Source organism: Saccharothrix variisporea, assembly GCF_003634995.1.
GTDB classification, from domain to species: Bacteria; Actinomycetota; Actinomycetes; order Mycobacteriales; family Pseudonocardiaceae; genus Actinosynnema; species Actinosynnema variisporeum.
In genome coordinates this window covers 2,890,549-2,909,987 of record NZ_RBXR01000001.1, presented here as the reverse complement: position 1 = coordinate 2,909,987, position 19,439 = coordinate 2,890,549, and the positions used below count along the sequence as shown (strand labels likewise).

The following is a 19,439-nucleotide window of genomic DNA, read 5'->3' as shown; positions in this document are numbered from 1 at the left end:
TGTGCCGTGTGGCCAGAATTGGAGCGGTTGACCCGCGGTCTACCGAACCTCTGGGCAGGGTTCATGCGGGACTGGGATCGGTCGTTGCGGTCGCGGAACCATCCGGAGACGACGCGGTACAACTACCTGCTGGCGGTGTCGCAGTTGGCGAGGTTCCTGTCCACGGAGGCGAAGGTCGATGCCGACTGTGTAGCGGCGGCGGGTGATCCGACCGAGGTGCGTCGCGGGCATGTGGAGGCGTTCCAGGCGTGGATGATCGAGTCCCGGTCGGCGGCGACGGCGTTGAACAAGCACAAGGGGTTGCAGCAGTTCTTCAAGTGGTTGCAGTGGGATGAGGAGGAGATCGAGCGGTCGCCGATGGATCGGCTGCGGCAGCCGAAGGTTGAGAAGCGGCTGGTTCCGGTGATCCGTGACGACGATACCGGGAAGGTGTTGCGGACCTGCAAGGGCAAGGAGTTCGTGCACCTGCGGGACGAGGCGATCATCAGGCTCTACTACAACACCGGTGCACGTCTGTCCGAAGTGGGCAATCTGAATCTGGCCGACATCGACCTCGATCGTGATGCGGTGTTGTACCGGGGTAAGGGTGGTAAGGAGCGTCGGGTGCGGTTCGGTCCTCGGACAGGTCGCGCTCTCAGTCGTTACCTGCGGGCGCGTGAGCGTCACGCTGCCGCAGCTTTGCCGGAGCTGTGGTTGGCCGAGCGTGGGCAGCGATGCCTCACACCCAACGGGATCAAGTTGATGCTCAAGCGTCGTGGCCGGGCGGCCGGGGTTTCGAAGGTGCATGCGCATCGGTGGCGACACAACTTCGCGCATGAGTGGAAACGTGCCGGGGGAGACACCGGTGACCTCATGTTGTTGCTGGGGTGGAGTTCGGAGGACATGCCGCGTCACTACGGTGCCAGCGCTGCGGCTGAACGGGCGCAGGAAACCCAACTACGCATGGGGATCGGCGAGAATGTCTGATCAAGGAGAGGCTGCTGCGGACCGGACGTTGCGGGCTCGTGCTGCTGCGCACGCATCGTGGGCACGTACGACGGATCGACGTGCACGGACGGCCAACGCAACCCAGGCGCGATTGGAGGGTTTCGAGCGGGAGGTCGATCCGACCGGTGAGCTTCCGGCGGACGTCCGCCGTGAGATGGCCTTGCATGCGAGGACTGCGTACATGCTCAACCTGTCGCGCCGGTCGGCAGCCGTCCGGCGTAGGCAACGTCGCCGCTACGAGTAAGTGCCGGGCAGGCAACGGTCGGTTGGGCCACTATAGGCTCCGCGAAGGGTTCAGTATTGATCAAATCAACTCTCAGTGCACTGCATGGCAGGTCCTTTCGAGTGGATGATGTGTCCGGCTTCACGCAGAACCTGGTCCACATTGGACATAGGGCTTCTCGGTGTTTCGGTGCTCCGAAGGTGCCCGAGGTGCGCTCGGAATCGTCTTTTGCTGGGTCTTTCGTTGATCGACTTTAGTTGTCGGCGGTCCGGTGGTTGGGATTGCTCCGTTTGGCTCTGTGGTGGTGTGGCGCGTGTTAGTTAGCGTCCCTAGCTGCACACGCCGCGTAGCTTGTCGGTCACCGGGGGGTGGCAGCTGGCGGCGGTGGACCAGGGGGGTTCATGCGACCGCCGCGTGGCTTCAGCCTGCTCTCGCGACTGTTGATCTTGTTGTCGGTGTTGGTGTTGGCGGTGGTGGGGTTGCCCGCCGGGCCGCCGGTCACCGGGCCGGGGCAGTTGCCTGATCTCGGGCTTTCGGGTTTGTGGAGAACGGTTTCGGGGTGGTTCGGGCCTGGGGAGGCGCAGGCGGAGCCGGAGCCGCCTGCTGCTGAGGGTTCGGCGGTGAAGTCGCCGAAGCGGGTTCGGGAGTTGGTCGAGCGGCGGACGCCGTCGTTGCGGGTGTTCCAGTTGTCCAACGGTGAGGTTGAGGCCGAGGTGTCGGCGCGGCCTCGGTACTTCCGGGACGGGCAGGGGCGTTGGCAGGGCATCGACACCGCGGTGCGTGAGTCGGGCCGTGAGGGTTACCGGTTCTCCAACGACAGCAACGTGTTCGGCAGCTTGTTCGGTGAGCGTACGGATCGGTTGGTGCGGTTCGAGCACGACGGCAAGCACATCGCGTTGGGTGTGGACGCCGATGCCCGTGGGGTGCAGCCGAAGGTCGACGGTGCGCGGGTGACGTACCCGGGTGTGTTCGACGGTGCGGACCTGTCGTATGTGGTGTCGGGGGAGGCGTTGAAGGAGGAGATCGTTCTCCGTCAGGCGCCGAAGGATGCGACCTTCCGGTTCACGCTGCAGTTGGGTGGTGTGACGGCGCAGGCGTTGGCGGACGGGTCGATCGGGTTCTTCGAGGATCCTGATGGTCCGCCGGTGTTCGTGATGCCCAAGCCGTTCATGTTCGACAGTGCGGAGGACCGTAAGTCGCCGCACGGCAGGGCGTGGAGCGACAAGGTTTCGCAGACTGTCGAGCAGCAGGGCTCGAAGATCACGGTCACGGTGAAGGCGGATCAGGACTGGCTGCGGGCGGGGGAGCGGAAGTTCCCGGTCGTGATCGACCCGACGATCAAGATCCAGCCGACCGTGACGACCGGTCAGGACGTGCAGATCTGGTCGGACACGCCGGACCGCAACGACGGCAGCAGCTATCAGTTGTCGGTGGGTACGGACCCGTGGGGCAAGGCGCGCAGCCTGGTCAAGTTCGACACCTCGGTCGTCCCGGCGGGGACGGCGTTGACGTCGGCGAAGCTGCGGTTGTACTACGACTCCGAGTTGCACACGGGCGCGAACAGCAATGTGCACGAGGTGCGTCGGGTCACCAGTGGGTGGAGTGAGGACTCCGTGACCTGGAACTCGATCAACGCCGCGTTTGCCGAGGCGGGGTTGTCGACGGCGACCAAGCAGGCCAACGCGTCGAACGTGTGGCACGAGTGGGATGTCCGCAACATCGCGCAGCAGTGGGTGTCGGGGTCGTCGCCGAACTTCGGTCTGATGGTGAAGTCGACCGACGAGACCCTGGGCCGTGGTGGCGCGATCTACCAGGCGGCGGAGTTCGCCTACAACGGTGAGACCGCGCAGACGCCGACCCTCGTCCTCACCTACGGTCGGCCGAGCGCGGACCTCAAGCAGCCGACGAAGATCTACTCCACGGGTGCGGAGCTGACCTGGGGTCCGTACGTGGACCCGGATCCGAACAACGCGGGTGACGACGCGGTGGAGTACCAGGTGCACCGCTCGGTGTACCAGACGTTCACGCCGTCGGAGTCGACGTTGATCGCGCCGCTGGCCGCCAACGCGACCACCTTCACCGACACCACCGCTCGGCCGACGCCGGCGGATTCGCCGGACCCGTTCGGCAACGCCTACTACTACATGGTCGCGGTGAAGACCCGTGACGGACAGGTGATTCCCGGTCCGACGCAGCTGGTTCGGTTGCCGAAGGCGGGTCTGATCACGCAGGTGTTCCGCGGGGGAGCGGCGGACACGACGTTGTCGTCCGCGCAGCCGAACACCAACCTGGACACCATCGGCGGTCAGCCGTGGTTGATGGTGGGCAACAACTCCGGCACCTACGGCAAGACCCGTGCGGTGGTGAAGTGGAACGACCTGTCGGCGCTGCCTGCCAACGCGCGGGTGGTGGACGCTGACCTGACCCTGTGGGGGTTCTTCAGCAGCGGCAGCGGCGCGATCTTCGACGGACACGCGCTGACGAGATCCCCGGTGGAGGCCGAGGCCACGTGGAACCGGGCGTCGACGGCGACCGCGTGGACCACTCCGGGTGGTGACATCGGGACGGCGCAGGACAACGTCTCCGGCATCACGAACGACCCGAACCGGCACCAGTGGTTCTTCCCGTCGGTGGTGCAGGGCTGGATCAGCAACCCGGCCACCAACCACGGCTTCGAGGTCAAGGTCCGCGACGAGGCGGGGGCGGGTCAGCGGGTGCTGTTCCTGTCCGACGAGGCCGCCGAGCCCGCGCTGCGGCCAAAGCTCACGGTCACCTACACGCAGCCGATCGCGGAGATGACCTACTACGCGCCCGACACACCGTCGCTGCGCATGATCCCCGGCGACGAGTACACCGTCCCGGTCACCCTCACCAACTCGACCACAGCGACGTGGCGTGCGGCGGACCAGGTCGTGTCCTACCGCTGGAACCTGCCGGACGGCACGGACGTCACCACGGGTGGCAACCGCTTGGAGACCGCGTTGCCTGCCGACGTGCCGCCCAACGGCACGGTCACGGTGCAGGCGAAGGTCAAGACGCCGATCCAGACCGAGGCGGGCAACAAGCGCGAGCAGTTCGTGCTGAACTGGGACCTGCGCAACAAGACCACCGGCACCTGGCTGTCGGCGACCGGCAACATCCCGGCGCTGCCGCAGAACGTCACGGTTGAGGACCCGACCTCCGACCAGCTCGGTCTGGAGAAGTTCTACTCCTACGCCGGGAAGACGGCAGGCTCCGGGGCGAACGTCCTGGTGAACCAGTTCGCCGGCAACGCGGTCTTCTCCTACGACGCCTTCACCAACCCCGGTCGCGGCCTGAACAGCTTCGTCCGCCTGACCTACAACAGCCTGGACACCTCGGCCACATCCCTGGGCCAGGGTTGGTCGTTGGCGGCGAGCGGCCTGACTCGCCTGGGCGCTTACCTGGAATTGCACCCGAAGGGCCAGGACTACCCGTCCCGCATCACGCTCCCCGACGGTGACGGCACCAGTCACACGTTCAACCTCAACAAGCACAACAGCACGGACCCGGCGCAGTGGACCTACGACAAGCCGGCCGGTGTGCACTACTTCGTACAGCGTGACGGCAGCGCCGACGCGTCCCGCCGGTGGAAGCTGACGCGTCCGGATCGCACAGAGTTCCTGTTCGACGACCAGGGCTGGCTGACGGCGGTGCGGGACCGCAACGGCAACGAGCAGCGGTTCACCTACACCGAGCGCAAGTCCAACAACCAGCCGCGCAAGTTCCTGGCCTACGTCACGGACCCGTCCGGCCGGCAGGTCCTCACCCTCGACTACTACGAGAAGGGTGAGACCAACAACCCGAAGATCATCGACAACGTCCAGTCCCTCAAGGACGTCTCGGGTCGCACGATCAGCTTTTACTACGACGACAAGGGTCTGCTGACCCAGTTCGTCGACGGTGCCGGCACCGCGCAGGCGAAGACGTTCAAGTTCACCTACGACGCCACGCAGGGCAACAAGAACGTCAAGCTGGTCAAGATCACCGACCCGCGCCAGAACTCCACTGACCTGGCCTACTTCACCGCGCCGGTCGACCCGAAGGACAAGTGGAAGCTCCAGACGATCACCGACCGCCTGGGCCACAACACCGGCTTCGCCTACAGCGACCCGGACGGCTCGGCTGGTTCGGAAGTCGAGTCGAAGGTCACCGACGCGGAGAACCACACCACCACCTACCGCATCGACGGCTACGGCCGCTCCATCCGGGCGACCAACGCCAAGAACCAGACCACCCAGCTGGAGTGGGACGCGGACAACAACGTCGTCAAGCTGACCGAGGACAACGGCGCGGTCTCCACCTGGACCTACGACCCGAAGACCGGCTACCCGACCGCGATCCGCGACGCCGAAGCCGTCGCCAACAACTGGCCCGCTATGCAACTGGGATACCAGACCGGCCTCAACGGCTACACGGCGGAGCTGACTTCCAAGACCAGTCCCGAGGGTAGGCGCTGGGAGTTCGGCTACGACGTCAAGGGCAACCTGACTTCGATCACCGACCCCAAGGGCACCACTACCGCTGACACTGGCGACTACAAGTCCGTCTACACCTACGACGAGTTCGGTCAGCTCAAGACCTCGACCGACGCCAACGAGAACACGAGCATGTTCTCCGACTACGACCCCAACGGCTTCCCGAAGAAGACGGTTGATGCGCTGAACAACACCACGACAGTCGTGTACGACGTACGCGGCAACGTCACGTCGATCACCGACGCCCTCGGCAAGACCACCACGGTCGCCTACGACCTCTTCGGGCGGCCGATGGAGCAGCGCAGACCGAAGGACCAGGCAGCAGGAGATGTCATCGTCATCCCTGCACCGGTGTACGACCTGAACGACAACGTCACCCAGTCCACCGCTCCCAACGGCGCGGTGTGGACGGCCGTCTACGACAAGGCCGACCAAGTGGTGGAAGCCACTGAGCCCAGGGACAGCGAGACCGGCCCCGAGCGTCGGACAACCTTCGCCTACGACAAGGTCGGCAACCTGGTCACCGAAACCCAACCCCTCGGCAACCTCACGCCGTCGGTGACCGGAGACTACGTGACTCGCCACGTCTACGACGAGATCTACCAGCTCGTCGAGACGGCCGACGCGAGGAACCAGAAGACGACCTACAGCTACGACCGCGTAGGCAACCTGGTCACCGTGGTCGACGCCGTCAAGAACGCCACAAGTGACCCGACGGACTACTCCACAAAGATCGCGTACGACCTCATCCATCGGGCTGTCGATGCGTTCGACGCAGCCGGGAAAGCCGAGCACACCGGCTACGACAAGGACGGCAACGTGGTGTCCCGGCGCGACCGAGCCGGAATCACGACGACGTTCAAGTACGACGAGCGCGCGCTGCCGGTCGAGGTCCGCGTCCCGCACAGCACCGGCGTGGACCGGATCACGCGGTTCGAGTACGACGAGGCGGCCAACCGCACACGGGTCGTGACACCGCGCGGCGTCGAGACCGCGGATGACCCCGATGACTTCGTCGCGCAAACCGTCTACGACAAGTTGAACCGACCGGTCGAGAAGCTCACGCCGTTTGACAAGGACGACGTGCGCTACAAGGCTCCCGACAAGACCATCTTCTCCTACGACCCCGTCGGTCGGCTCAGCGAGGTCAGCGCGCCGCCGTCGGCAGGACAGACGATCCGCAACACCACCAAGTACTCGTACTTCGACAACGGCTGGATCCGCACGTCCACGGACCCGTGGGGCATCGTCACCAGCTACGACTACACCGTGCTCGGCCAGCAGGCCAGCCGTACGATCGCCGACGGTTCCGGATCGTCGAGCCGCACAATGACGTGGGACTACTACCCCGACGGCAAGCTCAAGTCCCGCTCGGACAGCGGGGTGCCGTTCGGCGGCTACGTCTCACTGGTCGACAACTCGGACACCGGGTACGTGGAAGTCGCCGGGAACTGGGCCTCCGAGGCGACGGGTACCGGGTTCCAGGGTTACGACTACCGGCGGACAGCCAGGGGCACGGGCGCCACCAAGTTCACCTGGAAACCGGTGGTCGGACAGGACGGCAACTACGAGGTGTTCGTCAAGTTCCCGTCAGGTGTGCCGGGAACCGCGACCGACGCGCCGTTCACGATCGAGACGGGCACGGGCTCGACCACGGTGCGGGTGGACCAGTCGCAGCGGGGCGGGGAATGGGTCAGCCTCGGCACTCATTCATTGACCGCCGGCAATGCGGCGAGGGTCTCGTTGACCGACAACGCGAATGGCACGGTCCTGGCCGACGCCGTGAAACTCGTCCGGGTGGCGTCCGAGCCAGACAACGAGCGCAAGGTCTTCAGTCAGTCGTACGACGCCAACGGCAACCTCGTATCGCTCACCGACACCTCGCCCGGAGCGAAGATCGACACGTACGCGATGACGTACAACGATCTGAACCAGTTGACCACTGTCGAGGAGAAGTTGGCCGCGGTCGTAAAAACCACGACCACCTTCGGCTACAACGCCCGAGGTGCCCTGGTGACACGCGGGCACGACCAACAGTCCACCGAGTTGTCCTACAACACCCGCGACCTCGTCGAGTGGGTCAAGAACACGGAGACCGGTGGCGTCGCGAAGACAACCACGTACACGTACACGGATCGCGGGCAGGTCAAGGAAGAGACCAAGTCGAACGGCAACAAGGTCGTCTACGACTACCACCTCGACGGGGCGCTCGCGTCCCAGGTTGAGACGAAGTCCAACGGTGTACTCGTTTCACAGCACTTCCTGGCTTACAACGCCAACGGCCACCGGACGAAGGACACGTCCAAGGTCCAGAACGCGGACGACTCCGCCGCATATCTGGAGGAGGTGCGTGAGTACGCGTACGACCCCCTCGACCGAATCCGCAATCTCACCAAGAAGAACGCGGCCGGAGCGGTCCTGGAGACCGAGGACTACGTCCACGACGCCAACAACAACATCACCACCTCGACGGTGGAAGGCAAGACCACCACGTACGAGTACGACCGGAACCGCCTGCTGAGCACGTCGTCATCGGGTGTCACCGCGGCGTACAACTACGACCCGTTCGGGAGGTTGGATACTGTCACGGCGGGTGGCTCCATCATCGAGTCGTACCGATACGACGGGTTCGACCGCACGGTCGAGCACCGCAAGCAGGTCGCCGGCGGAACCCTCGAAGCCACCACCTACACCTACGACCCGCTGGACCGCACCACCTCGAAGACGGCGAAGGGCAAGACGACGGATTTCGCCTACCTCGGCCTCACCGACAAGGTGGTGTCCGAAGCGGTCGCCGGGCAGCTCCAACGCACCTATCAGTACGACGCGTTCGGGCAACGGTTGGCACAGCTCAAGAAGGACACCGACGGCGCGGGGCCGGACGTCGCCGAGGATTCGTACTACGGCTACAACCCGCACACCGATGTCGAGACGGTGACCAAGGACAACGGCGACACTCGGGCAACGTACGGCTACACCGCCTACGGCAAGGACGACTCGGAATCCTTCACTGGCATCGACAAGCCCGACGTGCAGCAGCCGGGGAAGGAGCCGTTCAACTTCTACCGCTACAACGGCAAGCGCTTCGACCCGTCGTCCGGCTCGTACGACATGGGTTTCCGCGACTACAACCCGGGTCTGAACAGGTTCATGACCAGGGACTCGTACAACGGTGCCCTGGCGGACCTCAACCTCGGGGTCGATGCTTTCACCGGCAACCGCTATGCGTTCGTCGGGGGCAACCCGATCTCGGGTGTCGAACTCGACGGCCACCGGCCCGAGGACGAGCCCGGGTACTGCCTCGGATACCAGGGTGACTGCGGGATCGACCCCTCGGCGGGCAACCTGGTCCGCGGTGAGTTCAGCCCCCAGGAGTTGGAGCACATCGGGGTCACGCGGACACAACAGGCCGCCAAGGCCGACCTGGTGAGCGAATGGCTGTACGCGACGTGCAGCACGGCGACACCGGTGTGCCCGGTCGACGACAAGACCGGACAAGTCAACCCGAACGCGCTGGCCGTGCAGATCGCCACCGCCTGTCTGCGCGTTGTGCAGTGCCGGGAGAAGGAAGACCTCGACGACGCGCTCGACGCGCTGTTCGAGGAGAAGCTGGACGAGATCCAGGACGGCTTCGAGAAGATGACCCGCATCGCCGGGCTGCTGGGACTCGCGGGCCAGGCACTCGGGATCTACGCGGGCGCCCGGTCGGCCGTCGCCGCTCCCTCGGTGACGAGGTTGGCCCAGGACATCAACGTCAACCCGGTTCCGCCCCCGGCTCTGCGGCTGAACCGGCCGGTCGGCGGGAGCCCCACCCAGAACCAGTTCGTCCAGCAGCGGATCGCCGATCTGACGAAGGCAGGTGCGACCGACTTCCGGGTCAACCAGCAGCAGGTCAACATCAACGGAGAACGTGTCGGGGTCAACCGGCCGGACCTCCAGTACACGCTCAACGGGAAGCGGCACTACGAGGAGTTCGACACGTCCACGTCCACCCGCGGTCCCGGTCACCGCGATCGCATCCTCGCCAACGATCCGGACGGAATCGTGACCCTCTGGACGGTGAACTAGATTGGTGGTCATGGCTGCACACTCGGCAACCGACGAGGACGTCGTCGAGTTCTTCACCGCATCCGCCGGTTTCATCGAGGGCACGATCGACGAGGTCGGCGAGACACTGGCCGCTTGGCGGCGCGAATTGGGTGCTGCGCCGCAGGTGCGCGAGGTCCGGGGAAGCCTTGCCGACCAGTTGAGGGCACTCAACCCGCTGCTGAGCGGCGCCCGGCCGCGGGAGTTGCTGGTGCCGGCAGGCAAGTGGGTCGCGTACTTCGACTGCTTCGCTCGCGACACCGACGCGGCAAGTGTGTGCTCGGTGCTCGCCGACCGCTTGGGGGTGCGGGCGTTGAAGGTGCACCGTGCGGCCGACGTGATCCGTTGCGCGGGCATGGAGTCCGGCGTCGGCGTGCAATTCCACCTGTGGGGACCTGGTGGTGAGAAGCCGTTGGGCTACATCAGGACGCTGGAGGCGGTGCACGACGGTAATCGGTGGGTGTTCGACCAGTCGGGCGATCCTCTCGCGTTCGAGGAGACGGAGCACTACAGCAAACGACGAGTGAAGGATCGGTTCACCGTCGAGATGCTCGATCGGTATTGCGCGGCGCTTGGCATCCGCCTGGCAGACCCTGCCTTCTACGGTCGAACGGGGTTGCTGGTGGAAAGTGCCGTTGTGGTACCGCCCGGCGGGAAAGAAATCTGGATTTGACACTATGCGGGTGCCCGCCCGTCGCGGCGGGCACCCGCGCCATCAGCCGTCGTTCGTGGTCGGCGGTGCCATCGGCGTGGTGGCGGGAAACTGTCCGGGTGATCACGCACCCTGGCTTGCTCAGCGACAGCAGTTTGCATCACCGCACGGAGGTGGTTCCTCGTTATCTGAATTTCCCGTGAACGAGCGCAGCGTCGACGTCGGCACACTGGGACAGCTTGCCTAGCTGGTGAGCCGGTGCGGTGCGACTTGTGTTGCCTATATCTTAGGCAATTCATCGCCGGAGTCTCGCATATCGTGCCGATGTCGAGGCGGTAAGAACACCCAGTCTCGACATTGCTATGGCGGGCAAGGACTCGGAGATCCTCTCTGTTCGGCGCCGGCGCGCCGAGGGTGCGCGACGACTCTGCCGCGGATCTGAAGCGTCGGACCATTTCTGGCCCGGTGATCGTGATAGGTGCCGGCGGTTGGACCCGCTGCCCTCCCTGATGGGGCCTCTGTTGCAGTTGGTGATTTCAGGCTTCCGGTAAGTAGTCCGGTGCGGCAGTATGGCGGAGTGACGCTCTACGCCTATGACGAAGTACGACGGGCACTGATTGCAGTGTGGGAGACCGGTGGTGGCCATGTGGCCCGTACGTGTGGGGTGCCAGAAGTCGGCCACATTGTCTGACCTGTGGTTAGGCTGCTCTGGGTTCGTACTCGTTGATCAGGCCGCCGAGGACTGGTCGGCGGCGTATCGAGGTACGGCCCGGCTCTGCGCTCGGCCGGTCCGATCGTGGTGGTGTGAGTTGCAGTGCCCGGTGGGGTCGGCGGTGGTTGTAGTGGGCCGCGTAGCGGCCCACTACGACCCGCAGGTGGTTTTCGTTGATGATGAGCAGTCGGTCGGTGACTTCGCGTCTGACGGTGCCGACGAATCGTTCGGCGTGGGCGTTGGCTCGTGGGCACTGTGGTGGGATCTTCACGACTTGGACACCTGCGCCGGAGAAGACCGCGTCGAACGAGGTGGTGAACTGGCCGGCCCGGTCTCGGATGAGGAATCGGAAGTCGTCTGCCTGGTCGCCGAGGTTCATCAGTAGGTTGCGGGCTTGTTGGGTGGTCCATGCCCCGTCGGGGTGGGTGGTGGTTCCGAGGATGTGGATGTAGCGGGTGGCGACCTCGATTACGAAGAAGACGTAGACCCGTTTGAGCGTCAGGGCGCAGTCGACGTGGAAGAAATCGCAGGCCAGGATGCTCAAGGCCTGGGCGCGGAGGAACCGTCGCCAGGAGGTGTCGGTGTCGCGCTGGGGCGCGGGCGGTATCCGCAGGCGCTTGAGCACGCGGCGCACGGTCGACGCGGCTACCCGGTGGCCGAGCTTGAGCAGCTCGCCCTGGATCCGGCGGTAACCCCAGCGGGCGTTCTCCTGGCCATCCGCTCGATCAACGCTACGACGGCGTCGTCGACCGGTGGACGCCCGGTGCGGTGGGGATGGGTCCACTTCTTCGCGACCAGACGTCGGTGCCATCGCAGGAGGGTTCCCGGTGTCACTAATCGGTGTTCCCGTAACCAGCTGGGTAGGCGTCGGACCAGCGCGGCGAGCATCGCGCGATCGGCCCAGTCCAACCGTGGGCGAGGGTTGGTTCGGCGCAGCACGGCGACTTCGTGCCGCAGCACGAGCAACTCCACGTCCTTGGCCGCTGACGATCGGCCGAGCAGAACCAACCAGCCGACGAGCCGGACGAAGATCAGGTACAGCAGTGGTAGCACCACGCCTCACGATCATGCTCCTGCAGCACGTGGTGCGCGATCACCGCAGCTCAGCGCCTCAGTGCAGAGTTCTGAAACCCCACAGCCTGTAGCAACAGCGGCTATCCCGCCAGCGCCCCGAGGTGCTCGGAACCCGTGTCGACCGGATCGGGTCTCGGCTACCTCGCATGCTCAAACTGTCCGAATTACGGCAGCAGGGAGAAGACGCATCTCATTCTCGATGGCTTGGGCATGCTGCCGGTCATCGGCGAGCCCATGGACGCCCTCAACTGCCAGGCATACGCTATGGAGGGCCAGTACGTTGACGCCGCGATGTCGTGTGCCGACGCAATTCCGGTCCTCGGAATTGGCTTCACCCTGGTGAAATGGGCGAAGAACAGCGTCAGGGCTGGTGAGGCGGCCGATGCCGCAAGGGGGGCGGTCAAGTGCGTCAACAGCTTCACAGGCGACACCCTCGTGCTAATGGCCGACGGCACCGCCAAAAGCATCGACCAGATCAAGGTCGGCGACAAAATCGCCAACAGCGAGCCTGAAAGTGACGAGGCCGAAGAGCACGAGGTTCTCGCCGCCCACATCACCGACGCCGACAAGGAATATGTCGACGTCACCATCGAGACAACGATGGGTTTGAAGGTGATCCATGCGACGGCGCATCATCCGTTCTTCAATGCTGCCACCCGGCAATGGGTCGATGCGGCAGACCTCTCAGTCGGCGATGAGCTCAAGAAGTACGGCGTGGCGAACCTTGGTCCAAGGGTTGCGCACCTTCGTTGCCAAGCTTCGCACCTACAACCTGACGGCCCGTGGCGTCCACACCTATTATGTCCTGGCGGGTGGCACTGCGGTTCTAGTGCATAATTCCAGTTGCGGGCCGGAATTGACCGGCGTTGGGGGGCCGCAATTTGGAGAAAAATAGGGTAAGCACTCGAAGAATTACGGGTTGGACCCTTCGGACCCGGCCGCTCGTGAATGGTTCATGAATCGGATCCAGGAGGTGCGCAACAGTCATGACGAGGTGCGGCGGGGACCTTGGAACCCGAAGTCGGGCGGCGGTGATGATTACTGGTTCTACCGGAAAGATGACGACCTGCTGCTAACCAAGGGTGACGGTACCTTTGTTACTATGTTCCCACTAGGGGAGCGAGGCAATGGTTGGTGGGATGAAGCCGCCCCGGTCAAGTGCACCTGCTAGAGTGGTCAGAGTGGGCAGATGGGGTTGCGGTTCACTTGCAGCGTGGTCGCTGTTGTCGTGATCGGAGGTCCGAATGAGTTCTCGGCCGGCAGGAGTGGACGCTGAAGCCATCCGTGGGGCTCGAGTGGCAACAATCTCCGAAATTGTCAACGGTGATGGTAAACCGGTGGCTCTGCAGCTTGCTGTTATCGACGGATCGTCCTTCGTGTGCACGGTTTGGACCGATTGGTCGCTGCTCATCGACCGGCGGCTCGACCAACGTATTCCGGATTATTTCTGGCCCGAGGAAGGGTTCTTCCTGCGCGAAGCCTCGGTCAGGTTGCCTGAAACAGGGTCGCAAGTGCTTTCATCGGCTGCCATCAAGGATGATGTCGGCATCGTTGTCGGTGTTGACTTTAGGGTTGGAGAGCACTTCGTCACGGTTCGATCCATTGGAGGGGAGCTCACTATAGCGATCCGGTGGGCCTGAAGAGCGAGCTTCGGCGTCGACGTGGAGCCACGTGAACTCTTCCCCGCGGTGCTGGCGCAGTTTCGTGCCCGGCGGTGCCTGCTGGTGCTGGACAACCTGGAGTCGGTGTTGGCGACCGGGCCGCAAGCCGGCCGGCTGCGCGAGGAATACGCGGACTACGAGACGTTCCTGGACGTGGTGACGAGCGCGGAGCACCGCAGCCAAGTGTTGATCATGACCGGGAAGTGCCGACCGACTTGCACTGGGACGGCGTGCGCCTGCTGAAGTTGTCGGGGCTGGACTCGGGTGCAGGGGTCGGCGGCGGACCGCGACCGGGTCATCGACATCTACGGCGACAACCAGCTGGAGCTGATCATCACGGCGGAGAACATCCGGACCCTCTACGACGGCGACGTCGGTGCCTTCCTCGCCGACGACGTGGCGACCGGCGGCGACACCTACGGCCTGCTGGAGCGACAGGTGGATCGGCTCGACCCGTTGGCCCGGGACGTTGTGCTTGGCGAAAATGTCGTCCCAGCAGGTCAGGTGGCGTGGTGGTACTCGTTGAGGATGCCGCCCAGTCGTTGCCTCCGGCGGATGTCGAGTCGGGTGACCGCTGCTTGATCGGTGGTCGGTTGTGGCAGTGGTTGTAGTGGTCGGGCGTTGGCGATGCCTTGGTGGGGTCGGTGGCAGGGTTCCGGCAAAGTCTGTTTGTGCTGTTCAGCCGGTGATTCCGAGGAGTTGGAGTGGTCGTTCGGGGTTGCGGGCGGTGTTGCGTAGTGCTTTGGCGATGTTGGTGACGCCGGTGTGTCGGTGGGCGTTGATGGCGAGCTTGCGCAGGCTTGCCATGACGCGGGGTGCGTTGCCGGTGCGGATGCGGGAGGCGTCCTCGGTGTAGGTGACGTCGCGGACCCAGTGGAGTCTGTTCTCGATGTGCCAGTGTCGGCGTAGGTGTGCGGCGATGCGGTCGGGTGTGGCGTCGGGGCCGGTGAGGCTGGTGACGCCGAGTTCGGCGTAGGCGCTGCGGGTGCCGGTGGTGTGGTGGTGGGTGTAGCGCTCGACCAGGAAGGCGTGGGTGGCGTGCGGGAAGTCCACCACCAGCCGGTCGTGGCCGCCCAGGGGGATGACCCGGGTGGTGCGGCGTTCGGTGCGGCCGTGGCCGCGGTCGAAGGTTTCCAGTGCCGGGGCCTCGTGCCAGGGCAGGGTGTCCAGTTGCGGGAACACCCTGCGCCACCCGGTTTTGACGGTGAGCACGAAGTGGGCGCCGCGCGCGTGCAGGTAGTCGGCGTTGGCGCGGGTGGTGTGCAGGGCGTCGGCGGTGACCACCACCCCCGACAGGTCGATCGTGTCCAGCAGCGGGACGAACGCGGCCGGCTCCCCGCCCCCGGCCGCCTGGCGTTGCGCGAGCACGATGCCGTCGCCGTGGCGCAGCGCCGCCACCAGCTGCACCCCCGCGCCGCCCTCGCGTGGATAGGTGCCGGCCAACGATTTGCCGTCCACCGCCACCACCACCGGCCCGTCGGGCTCGCGTGCGGGTTCCCGCGCCGTGTGGGGTTCCAAAAGTCAGCCGCATGGCCTGACCTGTGGTTAGGCGGCTGTGGTTCGTACTCGTTGATGAGGCCGCCGAGGACTGGTCGGCGACGTATCGAGGTGCAGCGCGGCTGCGTGATCGGCTGGTCTGGTCGCGGTGGTGCAAGCTGTAGCGCCTGGTGGGGTCGGCGGTGGTTGTAGTGGGAGACGTAGCGGTCGAGTATCGCTCTCAGGTGGTGGTCGTTGAGGATGAGTAATCGGTCGGTGGCTTCACGTCGGATGGTGCCGACGAACCGTTCGGCGTGGGCGTTGGCTCTCGGGCAGCGTGGTGGAATTTCCACGACCTGGGTGCCGGTGTCGGAAAAGACAGCGTCGAACGAGGCGGTGAACTGGCCGGCCCGGTCCCGGATGAGGAACCGGAAGTCGTCGGTCCGATCGGCCAGGTCTATCAGCAGGTTGCGGGCCTGCTGGGTAGTCCAAGGACCATCGGGGTTGGTGGTGGCGCCGAGGATGTGGACGGAGCGGGTGGCGACTTCCATCACGAAGAAGACGTACACGCGTTTGAGGGTGACGGCGCAGTCGACGTGGAAGAAGTCGCAGGCCAACATGCTCGTGGCCTGGGCGCGGAGGAATCGTCGCCAGGAGGTGTCGGTGTCGCGCTGGGGTGCGGGCGGTATGCGTAGGCGCTTGAGCACGCGGCGGACCGTTGCAGCGCCTACCCGGTGGCCGAGCTTGAGTAGGTCACCTTGGATTTTGCGTTAGCCCCAGCCGGCGTTCTCCCGGGCCATCCGCTCGATCAACGCCACGACGGCACCGTCGACCGGTGGGCGGCCGGTCCGGTTGGGGTAGGTCCACTTCTTCGCGACCAGGCGCCGGTGCCATTGAAGGATGGTGCCCGGTGTCACCAAACGGTGCTCGCGCAGCATCTGGGGGAGTCGGCGCACCAGCGCGGCGAGCACCGCGCGATCGGCCCACTCCAGCCGCAGGTGGGGGTTAGTGCGGCGTAGTACGGCGACTTCGTGCCGCAGTACCAGCAGCTCCAAGTCCTTGGCCGCCGATGACCGGCCGAGCAGGACCAGCCAGCCAACGAGCCGGACGAAGATCAGGTACAGCAGTCGTAGCACCACGCCTCACGATCCTGCCTCTACAGCTCATAATGCGCGATCACCGCAGCTCAGCGCTCAGGTGCAGAGTTGTGGAACCCCCACACGCCCTTCGGCTCGATCACCCCGACAACCCGCTTCATGCGCTACCCCTGTAACCACACTCACCAGATTGGGCGAACCGCACACCGGACGTCCTGCTGGCGCTCCTAACATGTTCGTGTGAGCACACACGACAAGGCGACGTCGTCGCAATGGGCCTACCTCGACGGTGAACTCCGCAAGAGAGGCCTGACCACCGAAGACCTCGCCCGCCGCGCCGGCGTGGCACGCAGCGACATCACCGCCTGGCGCAACGGCCAACCCCCGAGCGTGCCCACCGCACGCGCCATCGCCACCTTCCTCGGCATGTCCACCCTGGACATCCTGGTCGAAGCAGGCATCATCGCCGAACAAGAGGCGTCACGCCGGCCGGTCGAAGGCCTCGACCCGACCGCTCTCACCGATGACGAACTGCTCCTCGAACTGGCCAAGTGGCTGCGCAGCCGTCGCCGACCGTCCTCGCCTGCGCCGCATTCGCAGTCCTCGACGGCCACCGGCGACAACGACAACGGTCACGATCGGCTCGACGCGGATCGACCCTGAAGGTCAGCGGCCTCGCCGCGCCCACCGCAGGTGCCTCGGACGTGGACACCGGAAGGCGCGCGGGCGTGGATGTGCGGCCATCGCACGAGTGGTCGAGGACATGACCGGACGGCCGCGCCGTACCGGTCGTTCTGGTTCAACGCGCGCACGCTTTGTGCCCGTCACGGGATCGACTCTCGACGATGACCTTCGGGTGGACCGGCCATGTCGGGGTTGAGGTCGGCGAGCATTCCCAGTGACGCGGGGCCGTGCTCGCGGTCGACGGGTGCAGGCGGCGACGTGACGCCGCATGCGGCTTTGGGTGTCGATGTCGACCGGACTACTCCTGGTATCACGTCGATCCCCGATGGAGTGCAAATGCCCAACCGATGCGGTGACGGGAGCCGGGATGCGGCCAGGGTGAGCCTTACTGTCCCAGCGTTCTGATCCGCCCCACGACGACGGAGGCCGCCTGTGGCAGTTCCGGCGAATCTGGACAAGCAGTTGGACAAGGCATACGAGAACCTCGACCTGTCGGCGATCCTCGACGCCCCGGTCGATGCCCTGGCAGGCGTCAGCGCGGGCGATGCGGAGAAGTTGGCCGCGGCGTTCAACATCAAGACCATTCGGCAACTCGGCACCAACAAGTACTTCGCCCTCGCCGCGAGCCTCGTCCAGCTGGAAAAGGCCAGCGGCTGACAGGTGAGGATCGACCGCCGGTGCGGGCGATCAGCCCGCACCGGCGGTCGATCCCTCCCAGGCGGGCCAAGTCGACATCGCGGACTCACCAGACATCGCCGACGGCCCGATGACCACAGCGCTTGACGCTGCGCGCCTGCTCGCCTCGCTCTTGGCGACGAATCCGTCCGCCACTGCCGTTATCGAGGAGGCGCGGGACGACTACGACGCCGCCCTGCGGACCGTGCGAGGGCGGATGCGCGCCGACCTCGCCGGCTAGGTCCTCGCGGCCCCGGCGCGCGGGGGTGTCGTGGAGGTGCGCGCGGAACGCGTACCTCCGGATACGGCTTGGGTACTTCGAGGCCCCTGTACAGCCCGTGCCGCGTCGCTGGTGACCTGCCCGACCATCCGGATGACCGTCTCACCGACGGCACGCACATCGACCTCGTCCTCAGAGTCGTCATGCCGTGGAAGTCGACCCTGCGCGTCCACTGCTCCACCCGTTCGCCCCCGTTGGTGACCCGTGTCTGGGGCCGCTCTGGCAAGCGGGTGATGCATGGCTTTTCGAGCGGTTCCGAGTCGGTCGTCGTGATAGGCACCAGGGAGGTCTCCGGTTCTGTGGTGAGTCGGCCGCGGTCGGCGGCTGCTACAAGACGGACCGGCTGTGTGTCGTGGACGGTGGAGGGTCGCGTGGCGGTGGCGGGGATCGACGAGGTCGTCGACGTGCTGCGTCGTCAGGGGGCTGTGCGGGTCCCGTTGCGGGATGCGCCGGACCCGGAGAGTTGGCGACGAGAGGTGCGAAGAGCCTGCAAGTCGGCCGGGATTCGAGTTCGGACCGGCATCAGGGAGGACCTGGGCGCGGTGTTCGCGCAAAGCCTGGACCACGGCCCCAAGCGCGTGGAGGACGCTCCGGTGATCCTCCCGTTCGAGGTGGATTCGCTCATCCTCCGCTACGGCCATCGCCAGTACGCGTTCCGCACCGATGACGACCGGCACCTGGCTCAGTGGTCCGCGAGCTTGGAGTTGACCGACGACGACGGCGAGGTCGTGCAGGGGATCGGTCACATCCTCGCGTACACGGTGGAGTTCGAGTCGATGGCCGACCCGTTCGGTGAACTCGACGCGGAAACGGCCGACTTGAGCGACATCGCTGCGGCGGTGTTCGACTCCTCCGGTGATCTCGACGCGAGCCTGGACGACATGGTCGAGGCGTTCGGCTCGGGGATGCTCGTCATCGACACGGTCCGGCTCGAACCCGCCTGGCGTGGCTACGGTTTGGGCCCGCTGTGCGTGGGCCTGATGATCGAGCGCTTGGCCGCCGGCCGTCGCTTGGTGGTCCTCCGGGCGGCGCCGGCGGAGCGTCGCACCGCGAAGGGAGAGGTGGTGGAGGAGAGCTCCGACGCGGAGCGCGACATCGCCGTGGCGAAACTCGGCCGGCTGTGGTCGCGATTGGGCTTTGAACACTTCAAGGACGAGGTGTGGGTGCTCGACCTCGGTCTGCGCACCTTCGAGAAGGCGATGGACTTGGTTCGGGCAAAAGTCGGCCTGCGGCGCTGATCTGCCAACCGGTTCACCATCGTAATGATCAGAAGTCGCGCATGTCGCAAGGCGCCCATAGTCCACAGTCTCCCTACGGGCCCCACCAGCCTCAGGTC

At 65.3% G+C, this 19,439-nt stretch carries 14 protein-coding genes and 1 pseudogene; 10 read left to right on the top strand and 5 right to left on the bottom strand.

Annotated features, from left to right (window positions below):
* Positions 1-63 precede the first annotated feature (63 nt).
* The 3 genes from DFJ66_RS12650 (at position 64) to DFJ66_RS12635 (ending at position 10,465) form a co-directional block, all read left to right on the top strand.
* On the top strand, positions 64-966 hold the full coding sequence (locus tag DFJ66_RS12650; RefSeq protein ID WP_121231074.1) for a tyrosine-type recombinase/integrase: 903 nt from the start codon (positions 64-66) through the stop codon (positions 964-966).
* Between the two features lie 864 nt (positions 967-1,830).
* On the top strand, positions 1,831-9,774 hold the full coding sequence (locus tag DFJ66_RS12640; protein ID WP_246029726.1) for a DNRLRE domain-containing protein: 7,944 nt from the start codon (positions 1,831-1,833) through the stop codon (positions 9,772-9,774).
* A gap of 10 nt (positions 9,775-9,784) precedes the next feature.
* A complete protein-coding gene (locus tag DFJ66_RS12635) occupies positions 9,785-10,465 on the top strand; it encodes a hypothetical protein (protein ID WP_147459228.1) in 681 nt (226 codons plus the stop codon).
* 677 nt (positions 10,466-11,142) lie between these two features.
* On the opposite strand, the gene DFJ66_RS43440 is transcribed toward DFJ66_RS12635, so the two are convergent.
* Positions 11,143-11,781, bottom strand: a complete 639-nt coding sequence (locus DFJ66_RS43440) for an integrase core domain-containing protein (RefSeq protein WP_246029725.1) — start codon at positions 11,779-11,781, stop codon at positions 11,143-11,145.
* A 20-nt stretch (positions 11,782-11,801) separates the two neighbouring features.
* Positions 11,802-12,212 (bottom strand): integrase, encoded by a 411-nt coding sequence (locus tag DFJ66_RS43435; RefSeq protein WP_246029724.1) that lies wholly within the window; start codon positions 12,210-12,212, stop codon positions 11,802-11,804.
* 132 nt (positions 12,213-12,344) lie between these two features.
* Between DFJ66_RS43435 and DFJ66_RS12625 the strand changes: the two genes are divergently transcribed.
* The 4 genes from DFJ66_RS12625 to DFJ66_RS12610 all read left to right on the top strand — a co-directional run bounded on the left by DFJ66_RS12625 (position 12,345) and on the right by DFJ66_RS12610 (position 14,473).
* Entirely contained in the window at positions 12,345-13,067 is a 723-nt protein-coding gene (locus DFJ66_RS12625) for a polymorphic toxin-type HINT domain-containing protein (protein WP_147459227.1), read from the top strand.
* A gap of 458 nt (positions 13,068-13,525) precedes the next feature.
* The gene (locus tag DFJ66_RS12620; protein ID WP_147459226.1) at positions 13,526-13,870 is read left to right on the top strand and encodes a hypothetical protein; all 345 of its coding nucleotides are present in this window, start codon (positions 13,526-13,528) and stop codon (positions 13,868-13,870) included.
* A 21-nt stretch (positions 13,871-13,891) separates the two neighbouring features.
* A complete protein-coding gene (locus DFJ66_RS12615) occupies positions 13,892-14,134 on the top strand; it encodes a hypothetical protein (protein WP_147459225.1) in 243 nt (80 codons plus the stop codon).
* A gap of 21 nt (positions 14,135-14,155) precedes the next feature.
* Entirely contained in the window at positions 14,156-14,473 is a 318-nt protein-coding gene (locus DFJ66_RS12610) for a hypothetical protein (RefSeq protein ID WP_121221011.1), read from the top strand.
* A gap of 96 nt (positions 14,474-14,569) precedes the next feature.
* Here the strand turns inward: DFJ66_RS12610 and DFJ66_RS12605 are convergent, their stop codons facing one another.
* The 3 genes and pseudogenes from DFJ66_RS12605 to DFJ66_RS43425 form a co-directional block, all read right to left on the bottom strand.
* Positions 14,570-15,355 carry an ISAs1 family transposase gene (locus DFJ66_RS12605; protein WP_425471112.1) on the bottom strand — a complete coding sequence of 262 codons (786 nt, stop codon included), beginning with the start codon at positions 15,353-15,355 and terminating at the stop codon, positions 14,570-14,572.
* A 239-nt stretch (positions 15,356-15,594) separates the two neighbouring features.
* Positions 15,595-15,918, bottom strand: a pseudogene (locus DFJ66_RS44160) (integrase core domain-containing protein); the annotation flags it as partial.
* Positions 15,919-16,137: 219 nt separating this feature from the next.
* A complete protein-coding gene (locus DFJ66_RS43425; protein WP_211351108.1) occupies positions 16,138-16,506 on the bottom strand; it encodes an integrase in 369 nt (122 codons plus the stop codon).
* A gap of 198 nt (positions 16,507-16,704) precedes the next feature.
* On the opposite strand from DFJ66_RS43425, the gene DFJ66_RS12595 reads away from it, so the two are divergent.
* The 3 genes from DFJ66_RS12595 (at position 16,705) to DFJ66_RS12585 (ending at position 19,341) form a co-directional block, all read left to right on the top strand.
* Positions 16,705-17,127 carry a helix-turn-helix transcriptional regulator gene (locus DFJ66_RS12595; protein WP_121221007.1) on the top strand — a complete coding sequence of 141 codons (423 nt, stop codon included), beginning with the start codon at positions 16,705-16,707 and terminating at the stop codon, positions 17,125-17,127.
* 453 nt (positions 17,128-17,580) lie between these two features.
* Positions 17,581-17,805 carry a hypothetical protein gene (locus tag DFJ66_RS12590; protein WP_121221005.1) on the top strand — a complete coding sequence of 75 codons (225 nt, stop codon included), beginning with the start codon at positions 17,581-17,583 and terminating at the stop codon, positions 17,803-17,805.
* 669 nt (positions 17,806-18,474) lie between these two features.
* Complete coding sequence (locus tag DFJ66_RS12585) at positions 18,475-19,341, top strand: hypothetical protein (protein ID WP_121221003.1); 867 nt, start codon at positions 18,475-18,477, stop codon at positions 19,339-19,341.
* Positions 19,342-19,439: the final 98 nt, after the last annotated feature.